We start from the raw sequence: 17,382 nt of genomic DNA on the forward strand, positions 1-17,382 counted from the left end.
CATGTCACGCTATTCAACCGCCACCCGTGCGAGCCTGTTGGCGACTGCGCTCGCGCTGTGCCTCGCGGCGCCGGCCTATGCGCAGTCCAGCGATCCGATCAAGATCGGTGTCATCGCCGAGGTGCAGTCGATCGCGGGTGCGGCAACCCCTGGCGGAGCGCAGATCGCGGCGGACGAGATCAACGCCAAGGGCGGCGTGATGGGCCGCAAGATCGAGATCGTCACCTACGACAACAAGAGCTCGTCGGCTGATTCGGTACGCGCGTTCCAGCGCGCGGTCAGCGAGGACAAGGTCTCCGCCGTGATCGCGAGCTACATCAGCGAGGTCGTGCTGGCGCTGGAGCCGTGGGCTTCGCGGCTGAAGATGCCGCTGATCACGCCCGGCGCCGCCTCGAACGAGATCACCAAGGCCATTCACAACGACTATGAAAAGAACAAGTACACCTTCCATGGCTATCTGACCTCGGCCGCGCAGGCCCAGATCGTCTGCGACGCCGCCAAGGAGCTCCTGGTCGACCAGCTCAAGTTCAAGTCGGCGGCGATCATGAGCGAGGACGCGGCGTGGACCAAGCCGCTCGACATCGGCTACGAGGCCTGCCTGCCGAAGGCCGGCCTGAAAGTGGTCGAGCACATCCGCTTCTCGCCCGACACCACCGACTTCACGCCGATCTTCAACAAGATGGAAGCCGCCAAGCCTGACGTGATCGTCACCGGCATCTCCCATGTCGGCGTGCAGCCGACGGTGCAGTGGAAGAACCAGCAGGTGCCGATCCCGATGTTCGGCATCAGCGCGCAAGCGCTGAGCCCGACATTCTGGGGCGACACCAACGGCGCGGCCGAAGGCGTGCCGTCGCTCGCGGTCGCAACGCCCGACGTTGCGGTGACGCCGAAGACAAAGCCGTTCGCGGCCGCCTTCAAGGCCAAGTTCGGCACGCCGCCGGCCTATACCGGCTACACCGCCTATGACGAGGTCTACATCATCGCGGAAGCGATCCAGCGCGCCGGCTCGACCGATCCGGACAAGATGGTCGCCGAGCTCGAGAAGACCGACTTCGAGGGTACGATCGGCAAGATCCAGTTCTACGGCAAGAACGACGAGTTCACCCACGGCATCAAGTCTGGCCCCGGCGCGGTCACCGGCCTCGTCTTCCAGTGGCAGAACGGCAAGCAGATCACGGTCTGGCCGAAGGCGATTGCGGAAGGCAAGCTGAAGTTTCCGGACTTTGTGAAGCTGTCGCAGTAAGCCCAGCGCGAGTCATCACGAGAAGCGAGGGGCGGTCACGCGGTGGCCGCCCCTTCTGCTATTTGCGGGTCGGCGGTGCCGCCTGGATCGTCGGCGCGGCAGCCGCGAGCAGCGCGGCGCGATCGCCGTTGCGCGGCGGATAGATGCGCTGCTGGTTGATGGTCTGCTTGGTAAGCTTGGCGGCGGCGCCTGTCGTGTGCACCTCGCGGTCCCAGCCGGTGGTGTAGAGCGCGCCCCAGGCGCCAAGGTCGAGCACCGTCACATACCAGTCGATATTGAGCGGCAGCAGTGGCTCCCCGAACAGGTCGGCCACGACGTTGTGCCCAGCAAAGCGGCCCATCGGTCGCGCGAACTGGCAGGACATCACGGTCGGATGCGCGCCGTCGATCAGGCAGGCGGCGACGTCGCCGGCGGCGAACACGCCCTCGAGGCCCTCGACCCGCATGGTGTGATCGACCGCCAGCCGGCCGAGCGCGTCGCGCTTGCCCGGCAGCATCGCGGCGAGGGGGCTCGCGCGCATGCCGGCGCACCACACTACGGTCTTCGTCGCAATGATCTCGCCGCTATCAAGCGTGATGCTGTCGGCGCCGACGGCATTGACCCTGACATTCAGCCGCGTCTCGACGTCGAGCGCGGCGAGCGCCTCGTTGATCACCGGACGGCCATGCGCACCGAAGGTCGCACCGACCACAGGATTGGGATCGATCAGGATAACGCGATGATCGCCCGTGATGCCGGCGTGCGCGAGTTTGGCCGGCATCTCGGCCGCGACCTCGATCCCGGTGAACCCCGCGCCGACGACCGCGACCGTTGAACGCTCCGGCGATGGCGCTTGCTTGCCGAGCGCAGCCAGATGCGCGTCGAGCCGCATGGCTGCTTCATAGGTGTCGACGTCGAAGCCATGCGCGGCAAGGCCTGATATGGCCGGGCGGACCAGCTCGCTGCCGGTCGTCAGCACCAGCCGGTCGTAAGTCAGCGTGTCAGCGCCGGAGCCAGTTTTGACCGCGACCTCGCGCTTCGCCGGATCGATTGCCGTGACCTCGGCTACGATGTGCCTGACGTCCACGGGATCGAGTAGCTCCTTGAGCGGCAGCGCGACGTCGCCGAGATCGACCTCGTAATTGCGCACCCGGATGTTGTGATAGGCGTTGCGATCGACGACGAGGATCTCGGTGTCCGTTGCCCGCGCGCCGATCTCATCACGCATGCGGGCCGCACCGAGCGCGGCCCACAGCCCGGCAAAGCCGGCCCCCAGCACCAGGATGCGTTCCATTGCTCCCTCCGATCTTGCGTCGGAGGGAGCTTGCCTGCGCTCGCGAGGTCAAATCAAGTGGGAGAGGGCGCGTGAGGTCGCCTTACGTTCCCGGCCGCGACACCTCGGTCTCCTTGCTGGTGATGAATTCCAGCAGCACGGGGATGCCTTCCTTGGTCTTCTGGATGCCGCGCTTGATCGCGGGGATGATGTCTTCGGGCTTGGTCACCCGCTCGCCATAACCGCCGAAGGCGCGGGCCATCGCGGCGTAATCGCCGGAGATGTCGGTCGAACGATATTTCTCGGTCGAGATCGGCATCACCTTCAGCTCGATCGCCATCGAGAAATTGTTCAGGAGGATCGACATGATCGGAATCCGCTCGCGCACCGCGGTCTCGAAGTCCATACCCGTGAAGCCGATCGCGGCGTCACCCCAGACGTTGATGCAGAGCTTGTCCGGTTTTGCCAGCTTGGCGCCCATCGCGAGGCCGAGACCGTAGCCGAGCTGCGTGGTCTTGCCCCAGCCGATATAGGACAGCGGCTCGACCGATTTCCAGAACGGCGACAGCTGGTCGCGCGGGCTGCCGGCGTCGTGCGTGATGATCGTGTTATGGATGTCGACGGTGTGCTGCAGGTCCCACAGCACGCGGTAGGGATTGAGCGGCGCATCGTTGTGCGTCAGCTTCGGCATCCATTTGGCGAGCCATTCCTTGTGGGAGGCGGCGATCTCCTCGGCAACCGCGCCGGCGTTGCGGTCCGCGGTCACGGACTTGCCGATCTCCTCCAGCAGTGCGTCGAGCACGAGGCCGGCGTCGCCGACCAGGCCGATTTTGGCCTCGACATCCTTGTTGATGTGGTTCGGATCGAGCGTCGAATGGATGATGGTCTTGCCTTTCGGCATCGCGATGCCGAACGAAGTCTCGGTGAAGGAGCAGCCGATGCCGAAGATCACGTCGGCCTCAGCCAAAAACTTCGGCACCGCGCGCGGCACCGCAAGGCCGCCGGAACCGAGCGACAGCGGATGTGTCTCCGGGAATGACGATTTGCCGCCGAGGCTCGTGGTGACGGGGATTGCGAGCCGTTCGGCGAGCCGCTTCAGCTGCGGCCAGGCCTTCGCATAGTGCACGCCCTGGCCGGCATAGATCACTGGGCGCTTGGCGTTGATAAGCAGCGCAGCGGCCTCTTTCACATGGACGGGATCGGCGCCGTAGCGGGTGCGCAGCACCGGCGTGTAGTTGAGCGGCTCCGGCACCTCCTCGTTCCACATGTCGGCGGGGATCTCGACGATCACGGGCCCGCCGCGGCCGTTCTTCAATTTGGTGAAGGCGCGGCGGAAGATGTTGCCGACTTCAGCTGCGATGTTGATCGGCTCCGAGGATTTCGAGAACGCCTTCATCGCCTGGCTGGAGTTGAAATTCGGATCGATGTTGGCAAGACGGCGCGCATAGCCCATCGGCAGCACCAAGACGGGGACGGATTCGCCGTAGCATTGCGCGACGCCGCCCATCGCATTTTCGGCGCCCGGGCCGTGCTGCATGCAGAACGCGCCGATCTTCTCGCCCGAGGTGACGCGGGAGATCGCGTCCGCCATGTGCACGCCGATGCGCTCCTGACGCACCATCACGGGGCGGATGTCGGCGGCGGCCGCGTATTCGATCAGATGGTTGACCGGATAGCCCGTGAGGATCTCGATCCCCTCGCGCTTCATGATTTCCGCGATCGCGGTGCCGAGCTTCATGACGGTCACTCCCTTTGGATGCGGCCGGTTCGTTCCGGCCTCGTTGTCGTCCTGTCCGATAAAGGAACAGGATTCCGCCGACGGGTAAAGCCGAGCGGCGGGCCGGATCGGGTAGTCCTGATATGCGTTTACGCCCAATCGCGGGCGGATTCCGCGCGCGGCGGCACCATGATGCAGGCAAAACTGGCAGCGAATTTCTGCGCAGCCCTTAAGCGATCGTTCATCCTTTCCCTCAATGGGCCGTCAACCAATGTGGCCTAGTTTTGCTGGCATATTACTACGGCGCGGGAGACAAAGCCGCGAGCGTCGGACAGGAGCTTTTCATGTACGCGTTGCTGGCAAGGTTTCTGCGAGATGAGGTCGGGGCGACCGCGATCGAATACGCCATCATTGCTGGCGGCATCAGCATCGTGATCGTCGCCGGCGTCAGGGGTATCGGCACCCAGGTGGCGGGCCAGTTCACGGCCGTCAGTTCGGCATTCAAGTAAGCCGCTGCAAGTAAATCGCTGCAAGTAAGCGCCGGGAGGCGCCGCTTCATCGCGTTCCCGATTTAGCCGTCTCGGCCGTCTTCATTCAACGCGCGCAGCATCGGCATGCGCGCGAAGGTCAGCCAGCCTTCTTCCGCGCCGCGGTGCCCTGCGCACGCGTCGTCTTCTCGGCCTTCTTCGGCTCGGGCTTGGCGATCTCCTTGGGCTCGCGCTTGCCGCTGCCCGAGATCGGCAGCAGCATCTCGCGCTGGCCCTCGATGCGCTTCTTCGGCTTCTTGCCCTTCGCCGCCTTTGCTTCATTCTTGGCCGGCGCGGCCTGCTTCTCGTTGGCGAGGCTCTTCTTCAGCGCGTCCATCAGGTTGATGACGTTGCCGCTGGCCTTGGCCGCGGGCTTGGCGATCTTGATGCCGTTGCGCTTCTGGTTGATCAGGTCGATCAGCGCCTGCTCGTAACGGTCCTCGAACTCCTCCGGATCGAACTCGGCAGACTTCTGCTCGACGATGTGCTTGGCGAGATCGAGCATGTCCTTGGTGATCTTCACATCCTGGATGTCGTCGAAATATTCCTTCTCGCTGCGTACCTCATAGGGGTAGCGCAGCAGCGTGCCCATCAGCCCGTTGTCGAGCGGCTCGAGCGCGATGATGTGCTCGCGATTGGTCAGCACCACGCGGCCGATCGCGACCTTGTCCATGCTGCGGATGGTTTCGCGGATTACCGCGAAGGCGTCGTGGCCGACCTTGCCGTCGGGCACGAGGTAATAGGGGCGGATCAGATAGCGGCTGTCGATCTCGCTGCGCGGCACGAATTCGTCGATCTCGATGGTGCGGGTCGAATCCAGCGCGATGTCGTCGAGCTCTTCCTTGGTGACCTCGATATAGGTGTCGGTGTCGACCTTGTAGCCCTTCATGATGTCGTCGGTTGCGACTTCCTCGCCGGTCTCCGCATCGACCTTGGCGTATTTGATGCGGTGGCCGGTCTTGCGATTGATCTGGTTGAAGGAGACCTTCTCGGTATCCGACGTCGCCGGGTACAGGGCAACCGGGCAAGTCACGAGCGAAAGGCGCAAAAAGCCCTTCCAGTTGGCGCGAGGGGCCATGGGCGGAAACTCCGATTACGCAACCGACGGAACGGTCGAGGATAACACCGGGAACCCCAGTTTGAAACAACACGGCCCGGTGAATCTCGTAACGGCGTTAACCGTGGCCTCTAGCCTGCGCCCGTTTGACGCGGTGGGCGGGATCGCCGCCAACGGTTCGGAACGTCACGCCGGATCGCGCGTCGGCCTTGCGCAGGGGAGCGGCAATCGCCGGAATTACAGAGCAGGCAGGTCCCGTGGCAGCGGAACGGCACGGTCCGATCATTGAAACCTCGACCGCGGCGCGCCAGGCCGAGCCCGGACCGTCGGTTCTCGTGCTGCTCGCGGCCTCGACCGGGCTTGCCGTCCTGATCCTCGGCATTGTCCGGTTCGTCGTCTTCCGCGTGTAGCGCTGTATCCTTGCTCTCGCATGCGAGGTCTTCAATGTTAAATAGCGATGCGGGCGGAGCGTGGCGCCATGCGCCCGCGACAATGCGTGCGGGTCGATTCCGCCTGCCTCTCGCGCCAGCCGTCCAGGCACGGCGAACCTTGTGTGATGCGTGATGCAAATCTGCCCGAGTGGAATGCTCTCGAACCAAGAATTTCGGTTCAACGATGCCCCGCGGCTTCACGAGATTTTGCAATGATGATCTGTGATGCAGCGCGCGAATTGCTCACGCGGCGCGTCACGAGATCATCGAAATTGACTGCTAGCTGATTTGAATCAGATGCGTCTTGAGCTTGAGATGTTGTATCGGCAAGAAGAAAAAAACTCGCTGTTGGTGCGCCTCAAGGAGAAAAGCGCATCGGGTGTCTTCGTCGGACTGACTGTGCTGGCGATGGCGGGGTGGATTTATCTTCTCAGCTCGATGTTTCTGAAATTCATGCTCTGGTGGTTCTCCTGAGATCGTTCGCGAGAACAACTCCAATTGGCGCCCGATCATTGTTGCGCCGTTCGATTGCATAAAAATTCCAGCGGCTGAACAATCTTTCGGCGCGCCCAATCATGATGTCGTCACAAGTCCGAATGTTAATAACATAGGGGCGAATGTGGATGACTGTGATGCTTTCTCCTGTTCTCATTCTCGCGGCGGCATTCGTCGCAGGTTTCTTCTCCGGCTTCGCCGCGCGCTCGTGGCGATCGCATCGGCGCCGCGCGCAATACCGGATCTATGCGCCTTATGTGGCGCCGTCGGCCGCCAGATCGTCGAGACGGGAACAGCCGGTCAGCGCATTCGGCCATATGCGCCGGGCGTTCTAGCGGGCTAGTTCGATCGAGGTAGCGCAACAGTGGGGTGAGTTGGGGTTGGCGTGCGATGCGCAATCGGTCATCTTGTCTGCGTTACGGCAGCCGGGCTGGGTGTCGGCTTGGTCTTGCCGTCGGCTCTCCGCAGCGTGAGGGAACTTGCACAGCATGAGTGATCTCAGGGGGCATTCGCCGAGGCGGTATGTCGTCGATGTCAGTGGCCGGCGCGTGCTGGTCGGTCTCACGCTTGAAGAGACGTCGGAGTTCGAGGGTCTGGACTCAGCGTTGCCGGACGGGGAAGAGGAGCGGCAAGGGCTCGTGCCGTCCGCCGGCGAGGGCCGGTGGCTGGAACTCTACGTCAAGCATGATAAGGCCTGGATCAAATGGAAGGCCGATCTGAGTGCCGGGCACGAGCGCAATTCACCCTTTTTTAACTAAGACCGGGCGATTTTTGACCTATCCTGCCTGAATGGGCCCGAACCGGATACTGACAGATGTTTCAGCTGTTTTTGCGGGCTCGCGCGAATGACCTGATTGGGTCGCGCCGCGGCGAGGAAGGTTTCAAGGCTCGCTCGGCCGAGCGCGACGCCGAGACCGATCGTGCCCGGATCGGATCGATCATGGCCGCGATCGATGGCGCGCTACAGGCAGCCGAAAGCGAGCAATCCGGCCTTGGCCGTCGCGTCGACGACGTTCTGGCCCGCGCCGCGGTGACGCTCGGCAACGGCACCGATGAGTATCTGGAGCGCGAGGCGCTTGACAATCATCATCAGGACCTGTTTGACGCCGAGATCCTCAACGGCCAGCGTCGGCTGAAGGAATTGGCGACCGAGATTGCGCACTTCAAGTTCCTGAAGGCCGCGGTACTGAGCCGCTTTCCGGACTACAAGGCTGCGGCCGCCGGCAACTGAGGTGCCTTGCGGTCGACGCGAAGGCGGAAGAGGCCGCCGCGTGTGATGGCGCTTTCGGCAGCTTCGGCGCAAGGCGAAAGACACAGGCAGGACGTGGTGATCGCAGGCAATCTACTCGTCACGGGCTGCGCCGGCTTTATCGGCTTCCATCTGGCGGAGCATCTGCTGCGGGCAGGGCAGCCGGTCATCGGCATCGACAATCTGAACCAGTATTATGATCCGGCGCTGAAGCGCGCGCGGCTCGATCTGCTCAAGCAGCACCCCGGCTTCACCTTCCTCGAGCTCGACCTCGCCGATCGGGCCGGGATGAAGGCACTGTTCGAGCGTTATCGCTTCGAGGTGGTGGTGCATCTCGCCGCACAGGCCGGCGTGCGCTATTCGCTGCAGAACCCGCACGCCTATGTGGATTCCAATCTCGAGGGCTTCCTCAACATCCTCGAGGGCTGCCGGCATACCGCCTGCAAGCACCTGCTGTTTGCGTCCTCATCGTCGGTCTACGGCGCCAACACCAAGCTGCCGTTCTCGATCCACGACAATGTCGATCATCCGGTCAGCCTGTACGCCGCGACCAAGAAGGCCAATGAGCTGATCGCCCATTCCTACAGCCACCTCTATCGCATTCCGACGACCGGGCTGCGTTTCTTCACCGTGTACGGTACGTGGTATCGGCCGGACATGGCGCTCTATGCGTTCGCGGACGCGATCACGCAGGGCAAGCCGATCCAGCTGTTCAACAACGGCAATATGCGGCGCGACTTCACCTATGTGGATGACGTGGTCGAGGCGATGGTGCGGCTGATCGGCCGCCCGCCCGAGGGCGACACCGGCTGGTCCGGAGCGCATCCCGATCCGGGGTCGAGCACGGCACCTTGGCGGGTGTACAATATCGGCAACTCGCGGCCGGAAGACCTGATGCATGTGGTGGCGCTGCTCGAGCAGGGCTTTGGCCGGCAGGCCGAAAAGCAGTTGCAGCCGATGCAACCTGGGGATGTCCTGGAGACGTCAGCCGACGTCTCCGACCTCGAGCGCGAAATCGGCTTCCGGCCGCAGACACGGATCGAGGACGGCATTGCCAGGTTTGTCGCTTGGTACCGGGACTATCACGACGTCGATCGGACGTAGTGCTCCTTCCGAATCCGGGCGCGATAAAAGCCGGTTCGGCATGGAACGGAGTCTTGTCATGAGAGTTATCTCTGGTTTTGCGATCGCTCCTGCCGTGATTATCATCTCGGGCATCATCGTTCCGGCGCACGCGATCGACGTCAAAGTGGCACGCGCCTGCGATGCTTTGGTGGCGAAGGCATTTCCACCGCTGCAGCCCGGCAATCCGGCCTCCGGCAGTGCCAAGGGCGGCGCCAAGGCCCAGCGGGACTATTTCAACAAGTGCGTCGCCAATGGCGGCAAGATGGACGACGACGCGTCTGCTAATTCGAAATAGCAGGCATCGCGATGCGCATTCCGAATTAGCGATGCTTATGACGATTCGTGACGCTCAGCTGTTTGCCTGGTGATCGTGCAAAACATGTGGAATCAAGCGGCAAACGCATCAATGCGCGCCCGCTCTCCATGCAAACCGGACGCATCAGTCCGCTCATTTGAATTAGAATAGAGCTATCGTGTTTGAATTCGCTGGAGACGAATATCGCGCCTGCTCGGCTGTCGCGCGCGGAAACATTTCGTCGCATCGCTCGGAACGGGATCGGGCCGCCAGACGCCGCTTCAACATTCGCAACCGGTCGCAACACTCTGCGATCCTTGATGAGTGGGGATAGCAGATTTTGCGTCGATGGAGCAGGCTTGGTGGAATATCTTGTGCGCAGCGGAGCGTGTCCTCATCGCGTCGTCGCCGTAACGCGGCGATATTGTGATCCCAGGCCAACGCGCGTCCAGCAGCTCAAGCCACGGCGCTTATCGATGTTCGCCTAGCGATTTCATGCGCTTGGTCGAATTTCCGATCTTCGCTGATTTGCGTTGTCTGGTTGCGCGCCTTATCGCTGCCGCGGCTGTCGCATCTCCGCGACACATTCAGGCCATCGATCGAACGCTTCGCGATCAGGTTGTGGAACCTGATTGAGAAAAATTAACGCGGAGCCATGTTTGTCGCAAACCTGCCCCATTAGCCGCATTCCATGTGCGCGGAATAACTCTGTCATCGAAACTTCAATCACATCGCTCATACCCTTAACCGCAGAGCGAGGGCGCGCCATGAAGCAGCACAAGATTCAACATTTGCATCAGCCGATCGAAGAGGCGTTGCTCGCGACCAATCAATCGCTGCGCAACGAAGTCGTTGCGCTGATGCTTGATATCGCCGAACTGCGTGAAATCCACGAGCGCCCGAGCTCGTCGCGTTCGTTCGGCATGTCCCGTGAGCAGAACACCCCGCGTGTCGCGCTGCGCCGGGTCCACAGCTAAAATCCGTCAGCCCATTTCTCACTGAGCAGAATTTGCGGCCACATCCAAGCCATTCGGCGAGGATGCTGGCGCGCTTGCTGCTGCGGGCAATCAATTTCAGATTGAAGTATGCTCCGGCCCGCCGCTCGTGATGGCGAGTTGACGGGCATTTGCTACGAAAGGTTGCAGTCGCGCGGGGAGGGACAGTCAGTGTTCCTGCCGCACGGGCTTGTGCGTCACCACATCGGAGAGGCGCTCGCGCAGGATCCAGGTCTGCAAGACCAGCTCGACGGCGGTATGCCGGAGCTCGGAATTCTCTGCGACCAGGCGTTCCAGGGCCTCGGCTGCCTCATTGGATGCGGATTGGTTCCCCTCGAAGACCTTGAGACGCGCCATAGTGTCGATCCCCGTAAAATTTGTTGGTCAGAGGCTGGCTCTGACAAGCGTCAGCACAGAATGGTTCGCAGATCGTCGGGCGGTCTTGGGTCCGCCTGATGGCCCTGGGTGGGAAAGTGCTTAATCGATAATTCGTGGATCGCGTTATGAGCGTTAGATGTCGTGAAAATAGTCCTCAAATATGTTGAAACTCTCATGACACCTAACGACTTCGTAACTACTGCTGCGCGTGCAGGCCCGCAAGCGGTCGCGGGCGAAAGCCGCGCGATTAATTTGTTATAATTTTGTGAAACTCTCGCTTGACTGGTGGCGGTGATATCACAGAGGAGCATGGTGCCCTCACAATCTGTCGCGGGACCGATTGGACATTCTCATTTGCTTCTCATGGGAGAATGCAAACGGTGCGCCAGTTATTCAGATCAAAATCTCATACCCAAAAAGTCGTATAACTTTTTTTATCGTCCCCCTTCTGCGCAGGAATATTGCTCAGATATTTCAGTAAATACCTTGCAGCTTCGGCGTTTCTTCGCACAATGCGGTGCTGCCGACGGCAAGCTTGAGGCTCCCGAAAGACCCCCGGGGAAATCCTCAATTTGAATTCCTGTTGCATTTACATAGCTTATAGGCCATGCGATTATTGCTAATCTAGGGGGCAATGAGATGACCAATGAGGCGTCATTCAACTGACGAGATCAGTTCCAAGGTCAAGCAGGCCGAGGAACTCATGGCGCGGGGGCAGTCACAAGCCCAAGCGTGCAAGGTGCTGGGCGTTAGCGTGATGACATTTCACCGCTGGCGTAAGCAGGAGGCCGCGCGCGGCCACTCGGCGAATGGTACTGTTACCGAGTTCGCTGCTCACACCGAAGATCGAGATGGGATCCCCCCCGCCCGCAACCGTATTGACGAATTGCGGCTGGAAAATGAACGGCTGCGCCGGATTGTGACCGACCTGCTGCTCGAGAAAATGAAGATCGAGGAGAAGCTTGCGCTCAGATCCAGCGGCGGGAACGGTTTGCCCCGCCGTGGTGAGGTGCAGAGCTGACGATAGGCTGATCCGTTAGTGGATTCGTGAGGGCCTGGGCGCCAGCAACAGCTGGTCGCTCAGATGCGCTTTTTCTGAGCGTGCGCGCAGCTCTTCGAGGATTGGACGCAGTCTGGCCTGTGCGAGGTCCAGACCATTGACGATGTCCTGATTCGGCATTTCGGCCGGAAAGCGCGCCGATCGCAGCTTTGTTTCGACTGCTTTGACGAGCAGCTCGACGTCGTCGCGATGTTGACCCGCGACGAGTTCGGCGCCCATCAGGCGGATCAAGTGAAGGAGGGCCACAAGCGCGGCCTCGGTTTCGCCAGCCGTTGAACTCATCGATGCTCTCTGCCTGATATTGCCGGCAGGTCTTGCGAGCTCACGACCTGCCTGATATTAAACATATGAATTGTTAACACGAATGTTAATTCCCGATGACCGACCTTTCGGACGCTCGATTAGCGAAGGCACCGGTCAACTTCGGCGCCTTCTCGTTCGCTTTTGCCTCGCTCGAAGCGTTTGCCGTCGCTTTCGAGATGACTATCGTCGTGCTGTCCAGCATCATTGGCGGCGCGGCCTATCATCTGTTTTACTACCACACGGTTTATAGCAACAGCTTCGAGGGTTTTCTAGGGATCGGCGTCCTCGCCGCCATCCTTCACATGTTCGTGGCGAAGTCGCAGGGCCTCTATAACCTGCAAGTGCTGGCCGGCCTCGACCGGCGCTGGAGCAGCTTGCTCGGCGGCTGGCTGCTGGTCGTGCTGCTGATGACCCTGATCATCTTCCTGTTAAAGGTCGGCTCCGGCGTCTCGCGCGGATCGGTGCTGTCATTCGGCCTGATCGGCGGCCTTGGTCTGGTGAGCGGACGCATGCTGCTGCAGGCGCCGCTGCAACGCGCGATCGACCGCGGCATGCTGGCAACGCGCCGTGCGGTCGTGGTCGGGATGGCGGACGAACTGTCGCGCGTGCGGCAAGCGAGCCTGCTGCGCGACTTCGGCCTCAGCGAGGTGCGACGGGTTCAGCTGTCCGGCCAGTCCGACGACGCGACCGATCGCGCGGCCGTCGTCTCGGCCATCCACGCGGCGCGGGAGTGCGGCGCCGACGAGATCATCCTGGCGATGCCGTGGCAGCAGGAGCCGCGGATCCAGTTCGTGTGCGATCAGCTGCGGGCCTCGCCCTTGCCGGTGCGGTTGCTGCCGGATCGGACGGCGGAACGGTTCCTGGCGCTGCGGATGGTGGCGACCGGCCCGATCCCGACGCTGGAAATGCAGCGCTCGCCGCTCACCTCGCTCGAGCGTGCCGGCAAGCGCCTGTTCGACATCGTGGCTTCCAGCGGCCTATTGGTGCTGTTCGCGCCGCTTCTGATCGGAACGGCGATTGCGATCAAGCTCGACTCCCGGGGGCCGATCCTGTTCCGGCAGCGCCGCAACGGGTTCGACGGCAAGCAATTTTATATCCTCAAGTTTCGCTCGATGCATGTGCTCGAGGATGGCGACGTCATCACCCAGGCGCGGCCGAACGATCCGCGGTTGACCGGGATCGGCGCGACGCTGCGCCGACGCAGCATCGACGAGCTGCCGCAGTTGGTGAACGTGCTGCGCGGCGACATGTCGCTGGTCGGGCCGCGGCCGCACGCGCTGGCGCATGACGACAAATATTCCAAGCTGATCGCAAGCTATGCGCAGCGCCAGCACGTCAAGCCCGGCATCACCGGTCTCGCCCAGGTGCAGGGACTGCGCGGGGCGACGCCTGCGATCGAGGACATGCAGCTGCGCGTTGCGCACGACCTCATCTACATCAAGAGCTGGAGCTTCATGCTCGACCTGCGCATCCTGCTCCGCACGGTCGGCGCGGTGCTGCGGCACAAGGGTATCTGACGGCTGTCCGCGCCGCGGTGCGCGTTACTCCGGAATGCTCTGGTTAGCGTCCTTGAACTCGGCCTCGATGATGCGCCGGTTGGCGTCGGACGCCACGCGATAGGCCTGGCCGATCGCGCCCTTCAGCTCCGGCGCGCGGGTCAGGATCAGGCGGATCTGCCGCTGCAGCAGATCGACCAGCTCAACATCGCGCGTGGTGTCGACCTGCGCCAGCAGGAGCAGGCGCGGCGCGATCAGGTCGCTGCGGTTGAAGCCGGTGTAGTAGGACATCTTCAGCGCCTTCGACGCGGTCGGGTTCAGCCAGTCGAACCGCCCGGTTGCCGAAGCGAGGCCGAACCAGGCCCCGGAATCCATCGGCGAGAGCCGCAGCGCGCGCGTGAAGGCGGCTTCGGCCGCCTCGGGCGATGGCTGTAATTCGCTCCAGCCGTCACGCAGCCACAGCTCGCTCCTGACCGCGCCGATATTGGCCGCAAGCGACGGCTTGACGCGCAATGCATCGGCGGCGAGCCACCACGCCGACAACGCCAGCGTCACCGCGCCAATCCCAATTGCCGCCGGCTTGAATGCCGGCGACAGCAGTCGCGCATACCGGCCGATCGTATCAGCCATTGTGTGAGCCTTCGTGCCTGGCCTGTCGCGCGGCGCGGTTGCCGGTCATCAGCAGGGTTCGGCGCGGTCCCTCCAGCTTGACGCAGGTCAGGCGGCCGGTCGCATAGGCGCCGGTGTCGACATTGATGCGGTTGCGCAGCAGCTCGGCCTCATGCACCGGCGTGTGGCCGTGAACCACGACCTTGCCGAAATCCTCTTCCGACACCAGGAAGTCGTCGCGGATCCAGAGCAGGTCTTCCTTGCGCTGCTGGTTGAGCGCGACGCCGGGCCTGACGCCGGCATGCACGAAGAAGTAACGGCTGTGCACGTAGCAGATCGGCAGCGAGCGCAGGAAGGCGAGATGGGCCGGCGGCATCTGGCGGACCAATTGCTGGGCCAGCGCCCGCCGCTCCGCGGCGTCGGGATTGGGCGAGGGGGAGAGCCCGTAGGACATCAGCGTTTGCAGGCCGCCGAACTGCCGCCACTGCGCCAGCACGTCGGGATTGACGAGAAACTCCAGCAGGCACGCTTCGTGATTGCCGAGCAGGCAGATCATGCTGCGGGTGCGGCGGCGTTGCTCGAGCATGGCGATCACATCGCGCGAATCCGGTCCGCGATCGATGTAGTCGCCGAGAAACACCTGGACCGGCCGCGCCGGTCGCGACTTGCGGATATCGGCATCGATGCGTGCGCAGATCTCGTGCAGCAGATCGGCATGGCCGTGGACATCGCCGACGGCGTAGATGCAGCTCTCATCGCCCTCGTCATGGTCGAGGTCGCCGGTCTGGCCGACAAGACGCCGGAGGAGGCTGCGCATCTGCCGTCTAACCCGCCTGCAGCCGTGGACGGCTGATGCGCTGGGCCAGTCCTGTTCCGATCACGGCTCCCAACACGATCACTCCGGGCAGCGCCGGCAATTCCGGCAAGGTGAAGACGGCAAGCGCCAGTGTCAGCAACACGGCCGCGGCCGCCGCGGAATAAGACCAGTCACGGCCGCGATTGCGTGCGCCGACCGTGAATGCCGCGATGCCTGCGACCGTAACCGCGAGTAACGTCCAGAACATGGCGGAACCGAACTGCGCGATCAAGGCGGCCGCGCTGGTCGCGACCACCGGCCGCGTGGTTGCGCCTTGCCAGTCCATGTAGGTCGAGGCCAGCATTGCCGTGGTGCCGGCGCCGCTGCCGAGCGCGGGCAGGTCGGCGAGCAGGTTATGGGTCGATTGCACGAGCTCGGCCGGCGCATCGGCGAAGGCGATGGCAAGCGGGACATCCGGATGACGGTTGGCGACCGCCGTCGCCAGCGCGATCAGCGCGATCGCCGCCGCCGCAGCAGCGCTGCTCCAGCGATGCAGATGAAGTTTTCGCGCGGCGAACGTCATCAGCACGAGCGCGATGCCCGCAGCGAGCGCGATCGCGGCGCCGCGACGCCCATACCAGCAGGCGCAGATGGCGCACAACAGCGCGCTCGTGGCAAAGAGCCGGCGCAACTGCGCCAACCGCGCCTGCGTGCGGTTATCGCCGTGCCCGCCGCCGCCATCGAGCGCGCGCGCCAGGCTGAACGGGACGCCTGTGAGAACGATCAGCAGGAAGCCGTTCGCCGTCTCATCGCGCGCAGCGCTGGCCGCGCCCAGCCACGTCTTGAGCGGATCGCTGTTCGATAGCAGGATGAGCCCCGCAACCGCCGCCGTCGCGGCAACGCTGCGGGCCACCCTGTCGGCGCGGCGGGCATCGATCGCGATCGCCACGGCGGTGATCATCACTGACAGAAATGAAAGCCAGACCAGCAGCGCGCCAAGGCTTGCGCCGGTATCGATCGTGATGCTGCCGGTCTGCGATACGCCGAGCGTTTCGCCGGCGAACTTCCACACCGGATTTGCCAGCGCCGGCAGCGGCAGCATCTGGAGGACGATCCAGAGCATCGGTACCAGCGCTGCAGCAATTGCGGGGCCGGCGACCGATTTCAGGAACGACAATTCACCGGGACGGATCGCCGTCAGGCTTGCCAGCAGTCCGAGCGACGTTGTGGCACCGACCAGACCGGTGGCAAGCGATCCGTCGATCAAGCCAAACGGAATCGACGCGCCGATCAGGATGCAGATGAAAGTCGTGACGTTCCACACGAGAGGGGCGAGTCCTGAGGAGGAGGATCCTGCGGAGGATGAGAACGCGAGGCAGCGGGATGCCCCGGGCTCGCCGCGAGGTCAATGGGAATCGGGCGCGCCAAATCAGGCAGTGTTATGCGGCGCTATTGCGGGCGGCGCAGGGCGAGCAGCGGCGTCGGGCTGCGGAACCAGCGCGACCAGACCAGCGGCGCGAAGCTGCTTGCGAGATAGCCGCCTTGCAGCGCCACCATCGCGATGACCATGCACAACAGGGGTTGCGACCACGCGCCGCCGATCACGACGAGCAGCGCGAGCTCCGCAAGCGCCACCGGCGCCAGCACCAGACAGTGCTGGCGTAGCCCGAGCACGGCGCCGCCGATCAAATTGCCGAGGAAAACAAATAACATAACCAAACCCTGCGCCCGCATCCTAGCGAGCCGGGTGCTAAGCCGGGGTTAATCCGGTGCTCGGAAATCCGCCGAATGCGGCGCCGGCAGGCGTCGCATGCCGGCAGTTATGTTATTCGATTAACATTCAGAACGGACGCAAGTCGCCATAGCTATAGGCCGCCCAATAGTCGCGGCCGCCATACGGTCCGTAGGCGCCATAGAGCGGGGCGCACGAATACCGGTCCGGACAGCCATGCCAGCACACCCGCTTCCACTGGCAAACATCGCCGTGACAATATTGCAGCCGCTGGCAATTGCCGCTGACCCGCTCGACGGCGCGCGGGGCTTTATAGACGCCTAGTTCGGCGGCAAAAACGCCTGAGCCGCCAAGCAGGAAGGCGGCCGCTCCCAAGGCAATCATTAGGGACTTCATGCGGGCCATCGAACCCTCAATCGGTTAACACAAACTATCTCATTCACAGATAACTGGAACGTCACACGAAATCAAAGCCGGAGTGATGTCGCGCCGGGTCTTTGTTGTACGGCGGTGCGCCGGTGTCGCCGAATTGCCGCACCTTGCTAACATTATTTATCAATTGCACTGCAATATATCACGGAACCTTGTGATTGTGATAATCGGCGTGTTACGGCACGGCCGG

22 protein-coding genes are annotated in these 17,382 nt (G+C 62.8%); 12 read left to right on the top strand and 10 right to left on the bottom strand.

Going from position 1 to position 17,382, the window contains the following annotated elements; all coding sequences use genetic code 11:
* The first annotated feature begins 1 nt into the window (after window position 1).
* On the top strand, window positions 2–1,243 hold the full coding sequence (locus JQ616_RS24630) for an ABC transporter substrate-binding protein (protein ID WP_212018900.1): 1,242 nt from the start codon (window positions 2–4) through the stop codon (window positions 1,241–1,243).
* A 58-nt stretch (window positions 1,244–1,301) separates the two neighbouring features.
* Here JQ616_RS24630 and JQ616_RS24635 read toward each other — a convergent pair whose 3' ends face one another.
* Together JQ616_RS24635 and JQ616_RS24640 are read right to left on the bottom strand one after the other, a co-directional pair.
* On the bottom strand, window positions 1,302–2,516 hold the full coding sequence (locus JQ616_RS24635) for an NAD(P)/FAD-dependent oxidoreductase (RefSeq protein WP_212018902.1): 1,215 nt from the start codon (window positions 2,514–2,516) through the stop codon (window positions 1,302–1,304).
* A gap of 82 nt (window positions 2,517–2,598) precedes the next feature.
* Entirely contained in the window at window positions 2,599–4,233 is a 1,635-nt protein-coding gene (locus JQ616_RS24640) for a thiamine pyrophosphate-requiring protein (RefSeq protein ID WP_212018904.1), read from the bottom strand.
* 323 nt (window positions 4,234–4,556) lie between these two features.
* Between JQ616_RS24640 and JQ616_RS24645 the strand changes: the two genes are divergently transcribed.
* The gene (locus JQ616_RS24645; RefSeq protein WP_212018906.1) at window positions 4,557–4,721 is read left to right on the top strand and encodes a Flp family type IVb pilin; all 165 of its coding nucleotides are present in this window, start codon (window positions 4,557–4,559) and stop codon (window positions 4,719–4,721) included.
* A 118-nt stretch (window positions 4,722–4,839) separates the two neighbouring features.
* On the opposite strand, the gene JQ616_RS24650 is transcribed toward JQ616_RS24645, so the two are convergent.
* Window positions 4,840–5,817 carry a Ku protein gene (locus tag JQ616_RS24650; protein ID WP_212018908.1) on the bottom strand — a complete coding sequence of 326 codons (978 nt, stop codon included), beginning with the start codon at window positions 5,815–5,817 and terminating at the stop codon, window positions 4,840–4,842.
* Window positions 5,818–6,053: 236 nt separating this feature from the next.
* Between JQ616_RS24650 and JQ616_RS24655 the strand changes: the two genes are divergently transcribed.
* The 8 genes from JQ616_RS24655 to JQ616_RS24690 all read left to right on the top strand — a co-directional run bounded on the left by JQ616_RS24655 (window position 6,054) and on the right by JQ616_RS24690 (window position 10,368).
* Complete coding sequence (locus JQ616_RS24655; RefSeq protein WP_212018909.1) at window positions 6,054–6,206, top strand: hypothetical protein; 153 nt, start codon at window positions 6,054–6,056, stop codon at window positions 6,204–6,206.
* 318 nt (window positions 6,207–6,524) lie between these two features.
* The gene (locus tag JQ616_RS24660; protein ID WP_212019182.1) at window positions 6,525–6,701 is read left to right on the top strand and encodes a hypothetical protein; all 177 of its coding nucleotides are present in this window, start codon (window positions 6,525–6,527) and stop codon (window positions 6,699–6,701) included.
* Window positions 6,702–6,859: 158 nt separating this feature from the next.
* Window positions 6,860–7,057 (top strand): hypothetical protein, encoded by a 198-nt coding sequence (locus tag JQ616_RS24665; RefSeq protein WP_212018911.1) that lies wholly within the window; start codon window positions 6,860–6,862, stop codon window positions 7,055–7,057.
* A gap of 153 nt (window positions 7,058–7,210) precedes the next feature.
* Window positions 7,211–7,480, top strand: a complete 270-nt coding sequence (locus JQ616_RS24670) for a hypothetical protein (RefSeq protein WP_212018913.1) — start codon at window positions 7,211–7,213, stop codon at window positions 7,478–7,480.
* Between the two features lie 56 nt (window positions 7,481–7,536).
* On the top strand, window positions 7,537–7,953 hold the full coding sequence (locus JQ616_RS24675) for a hypothetical protein (protein ID WP_212018915.1): 417 nt from the start codon (window positions 7,537–7,539) through the stop codon (window positions 7,951–7,953).
* A gap of 93 nt (window positions 7,954–8,046) precedes the next feature.
* Window positions 8,047–9,075 carry an NAD-dependent epimerase gene (locus tag JQ616_RS24680; protein WP_433995999.1) on the top strand — a complete coding sequence of 343 codons (1,029 nt, stop codon included), beginning with the start codon at window positions 8,047–8,049 and terminating at the stop codon, window positions 9,073–9,075.
* Window positions 9,076–9,133: 58 nt separating this feature from the next.
* The gene (locus tag JQ616_RS24685; protein ID WP_249137171.1) at window positions 9,134–9,391 is read left to right on the top strand and encodes a hypothetical protein; all 258 of its coding nucleotides are present in this window, start codon (window positions 9,134–9,136) and stop codon (window positions 9,389–9,391) included.
* 767 nt (window positions 9,392–10,158) lie between these two features.
* Entirely contained in the window at window positions 10,159–10,368 is a 210-nt protein-coding gene (locus JQ616_RS24690; protein ID WP_212018917.1) for a hypothetical protein, read from the top strand.
* Window positions 10,369–10,554: 186 nt separating this feature from the next.
* On the opposite strand, the gene JQ616_RS24695 is transcribed toward JQ616_RS24690, so the two are convergent.
* Window positions 10,555–10,743 (bottom strand): hypothetical protein, encoded by a 189-nt coding sequence (locus tag JQ616_RS24695; protein ID WP_212018920.1) that lies wholly within the window; start codon window positions 10,741–10,743, stop codon window positions 10,555–10,557.
* 667 nt (window positions 10,744–11,410) lie between these two features.
* Between JQ616_RS24695 and JQ616_RS24700 the strand changes: the two genes are divergently transcribed.
* Window positions 11,411–11,785, top strand: a complete 375-nt coding sequence (locus JQ616_RS24700; protein ID WP_212018922.1) for a helix-turn-helix domain-containing protein — start codon at window positions 11,411–11,413, stop codon at window positions 11,783–11,785.
* Between the two features lie 15 nt (window positions 11,786–11,800).
* Here JQ616_RS24700 and JQ616_RS24705 read toward each other — a convergent pair whose 3' ends face one another.
* Complete coding sequence (locus JQ616_RS24705; protein WP_212018923.1) at window positions 11,801–12,106, bottom strand: hypothetical protein; 306 nt, start codon at window positions 12,104–12,106, stop codon at window positions 11,801–11,803.
* Between the two features lie 95 nt (window positions 12,107–12,201).
* On the opposite strand from JQ616_RS24705, the gene JQ616_RS24710 reads away from it, so the two are divergent.
* Window positions 12,202–13,644, top strand: a complete 1,443-nt coding sequence (locus JQ616_RS24710) for an undecaprenyl-phosphate glucose phosphotransferase (protein WP_249137173.1) — start codon at window positions 12,202–12,204, stop codon at window positions 13,642–13,644.
* Between the two features lie 24 nt (window positions 13,645–13,668).
* On the opposite strand, the gene JQ616_RS24715 is transcribed toward JQ616_RS24710, so the two are convergent.
* The 5 genes from JQ616_RS24715 to JQ616_RS24735 form a co-directional block, all read right to left on the bottom strand.
* Window positions 13,669–14,253 carry a hypothetical protein gene (locus tag JQ616_RS24715; protein ID WP_212018925.1) on the bottom strand — a complete coding sequence of 195 codons (585 nt, stop codon included), beginning with the start codon at window positions 14,251–14,253 and terminating at the stop codon, window positions 13,669–13,671.
* Complete coding sequence (locus JQ616_RS24720; RefSeq protein WP_212018927.1) at window positions 14,246–15,049, bottom strand: metallophosphoesterase family protein; 804 nt, start codon at window positions 15,047–15,049, stop codon at window positions 14,246–14,248. Before JQ616_RS24720 ends, JQ616_RS24715 begins: the two co-directional genes overlap by 8 nt.
* Before the next feature lie 7 nt (window positions 15,050–15,056).
* Complete coding sequence (locus JQ616_RS24725) at window positions 15,057–16,352, bottom strand: hypothetical protein (protein WP_212018929.1); 1,296 nt, start codon at window positions 16,350–16,352, stop codon at window positions 15,057–15,059.
* A 125-nt stretch (window positions 16,353–16,477) separates the two neighbouring features.
* Window positions 16,478–16,741 (bottom strand): hypothetical protein, encoded by a 264-nt coding sequence (locus tag JQ616_RS24730; RefSeq protein WP_212018932.1) that lies wholly within the window; start codon window positions 16,739–16,741, stop codon window positions 16,478–16,480.
* Window positions 16,742–16,868: 127 nt separating this feature from the next.
* A complete protein-coding gene (locus JQ616_RS24735) occupies window positions 16,869–17,165 on the bottom strand; it encodes a hypothetical protein (RefSeq protein ID WP_212018934.1) in 297 nt (98 codons plus the stop codon).
* Window positions 17,166–17,382 lie beyond the last annotated feature (217 nt).

This window comes from Bradyrhizobium tropiciagri, assembly GCF_018130545.1.
GTDB classification, from domain to species: domain Bacteria; phylum Pseudomonadota; class Alphaproteobacteria; order Rhizobiales; family Xanthobacteraceae; genus Bradyrhizobium; species Bradyrhizobium tropiciagri_A.

What these genes read in the sequence shown, in the direction of transcription:
- JQ616_RS24685 (WP_249137171.1), top strand. Translation starts at nt 9,134, where the DNA reads ATGAGAGTTATCTCTGGTTTTGCGATCGCTCCTGCCGTGATTATCATC.
- JQ616_RS24650 (WP_212018908.1), bottom strand. Translation starts at nt 5,817, where the DNA reads ATGGCCCCTCGCGCCAACTGGAAGGGCTTTTTGCGCCTTTCGCTCGTG.
- JQ616_RS24720 (WP_212018927.1), bottom strand. Translation starts at nt 15,049, where the DNA reads ATGCGCAGCCTCCTCCGGCGTCTTGTCGGCCAGACCGGCGACCTCGAC.
- JQ616_RS24715 (WP_212018925.1), bottom strand. Translation starts at nt 14,253, where the DNA reads ATGGCTGATACGATCGGCCGGTATGCGCGACTGCTGTCGCCGGCATTC.
- JQ616_RS24695 (WP_212018920.1), bottom strand. Translation starts at nt 10,743, where the DNA reads ATGGCGCGTCTCAAGGTCTTCGAGGGGAACCAATCCGCATCCAATGAG.
- JQ616_RS24690 (WP_212018917.1), top strand. Translation starts at nt 10,159, where the DNA reads ATGAAGCAGCACAAGATTCAACATTTGCATCAGCCGATCGAAGAGGCG.
- JQ616_RS24665 (WP_212018911.1), top strand. Translation starts at nt 6,860, where the DNA reads ATGCTTTCTCCTGTTCTCATTCTCGCGGCGGCATTCGTCGCAGGTTTC.
- JQ616_RS24640 (WP_212018904.1), bottom strand. Translation starts at nt 4,233, where the DNA reads ATGAAGCTCGGCACCGCGATCGCGGAAATCATGAAGCGCGAGGGGATC.
- JQ616_RS24710 (WP_249137173.1), top strand. Translation starts at nt 12,202, where the DNA reads ATGACCGACCTTTCGGACGCTCGATTAGCGAAGGCACCGGTCAACTTC.
- JQ616_RS24730 (WP_212018932.1), bottom strand. Translation starts at nt 16,741, where the DNA reads ATGTTATTTGTTTTCCTCGGCAATTTGATCGGCGGCGCCGTGCTCGGG.
- JQ616_RS24670 (WP_212018913.1), top strand. Translation starts at nt 7,211, where the DNA reads ATGAGTGATCTCAGGGGGCATTCGCCGAGGCGGTATGTCGTCGATGTC.
- JQ616_RS24645 (WP_212018906.1), top strand. Translation starts at nt 4,557, where the DNA reads ATGTACGCGTTGCTGGCAAGGTTTCTGCGAGATGAGGTCGGGGCGACC.
- JQ616_RS24660 (WP_212019182.1), top strand. Translation starts at nt 6,525, where the DNA reads ATGCGTCTTGAGCTTGAGATGTTGTATCGGCAAGAAGAAAAAAACTCG.
- JQ616_RS24635 (WP_212018902.1), bottom strand. Translation starts at nt 2,516, where the DNA reads ATGGAACGCATCCTGGTGCTGGGGGCCGGCTTTGCCGGGCTGTGGGCC.
- JQ616_RS24705 (WP_212018923.1), bottom strand. Translation starts at nt 12,106, where the DNA reads ATGAGTTCAACGGCTGGCGAAACCGAGGCCGCGCTTGTGGCCCTCCTT.
- JQ616_RS24735 (WP_212018934.1), bottom strand. Translation starts at nt 17,165, where the DNA reads ATGGCCCGCATGAAGTCCCTAATGATTGCCTTGGGAGCGGCCGCCTTC.
- JQ616_RS24675 (WP_212018915.1), top strand. Translation starts at nt 7,537, where the DNA reads ATGTTTCAGCTGTTTTTGCGGGCTCGCGCGAATGACCTGATTGGGTCG.
- JQ616_RS24630 (WP_212018900.1), top strand. Translation starts at nt 2, where the DNA reads ATGTCACGCTATTCAACCGCCACCCGTGCGAGCCTGTTGGCGACTGCG.
- JQ616_RS24700 (WP_212018922.1), top strand. Translation starts at nt 11,411, where the DNA reads ATGAGGCGTCATTCAACTGACGAGATCAGTTCCAAGGTCAAGCAGGCC.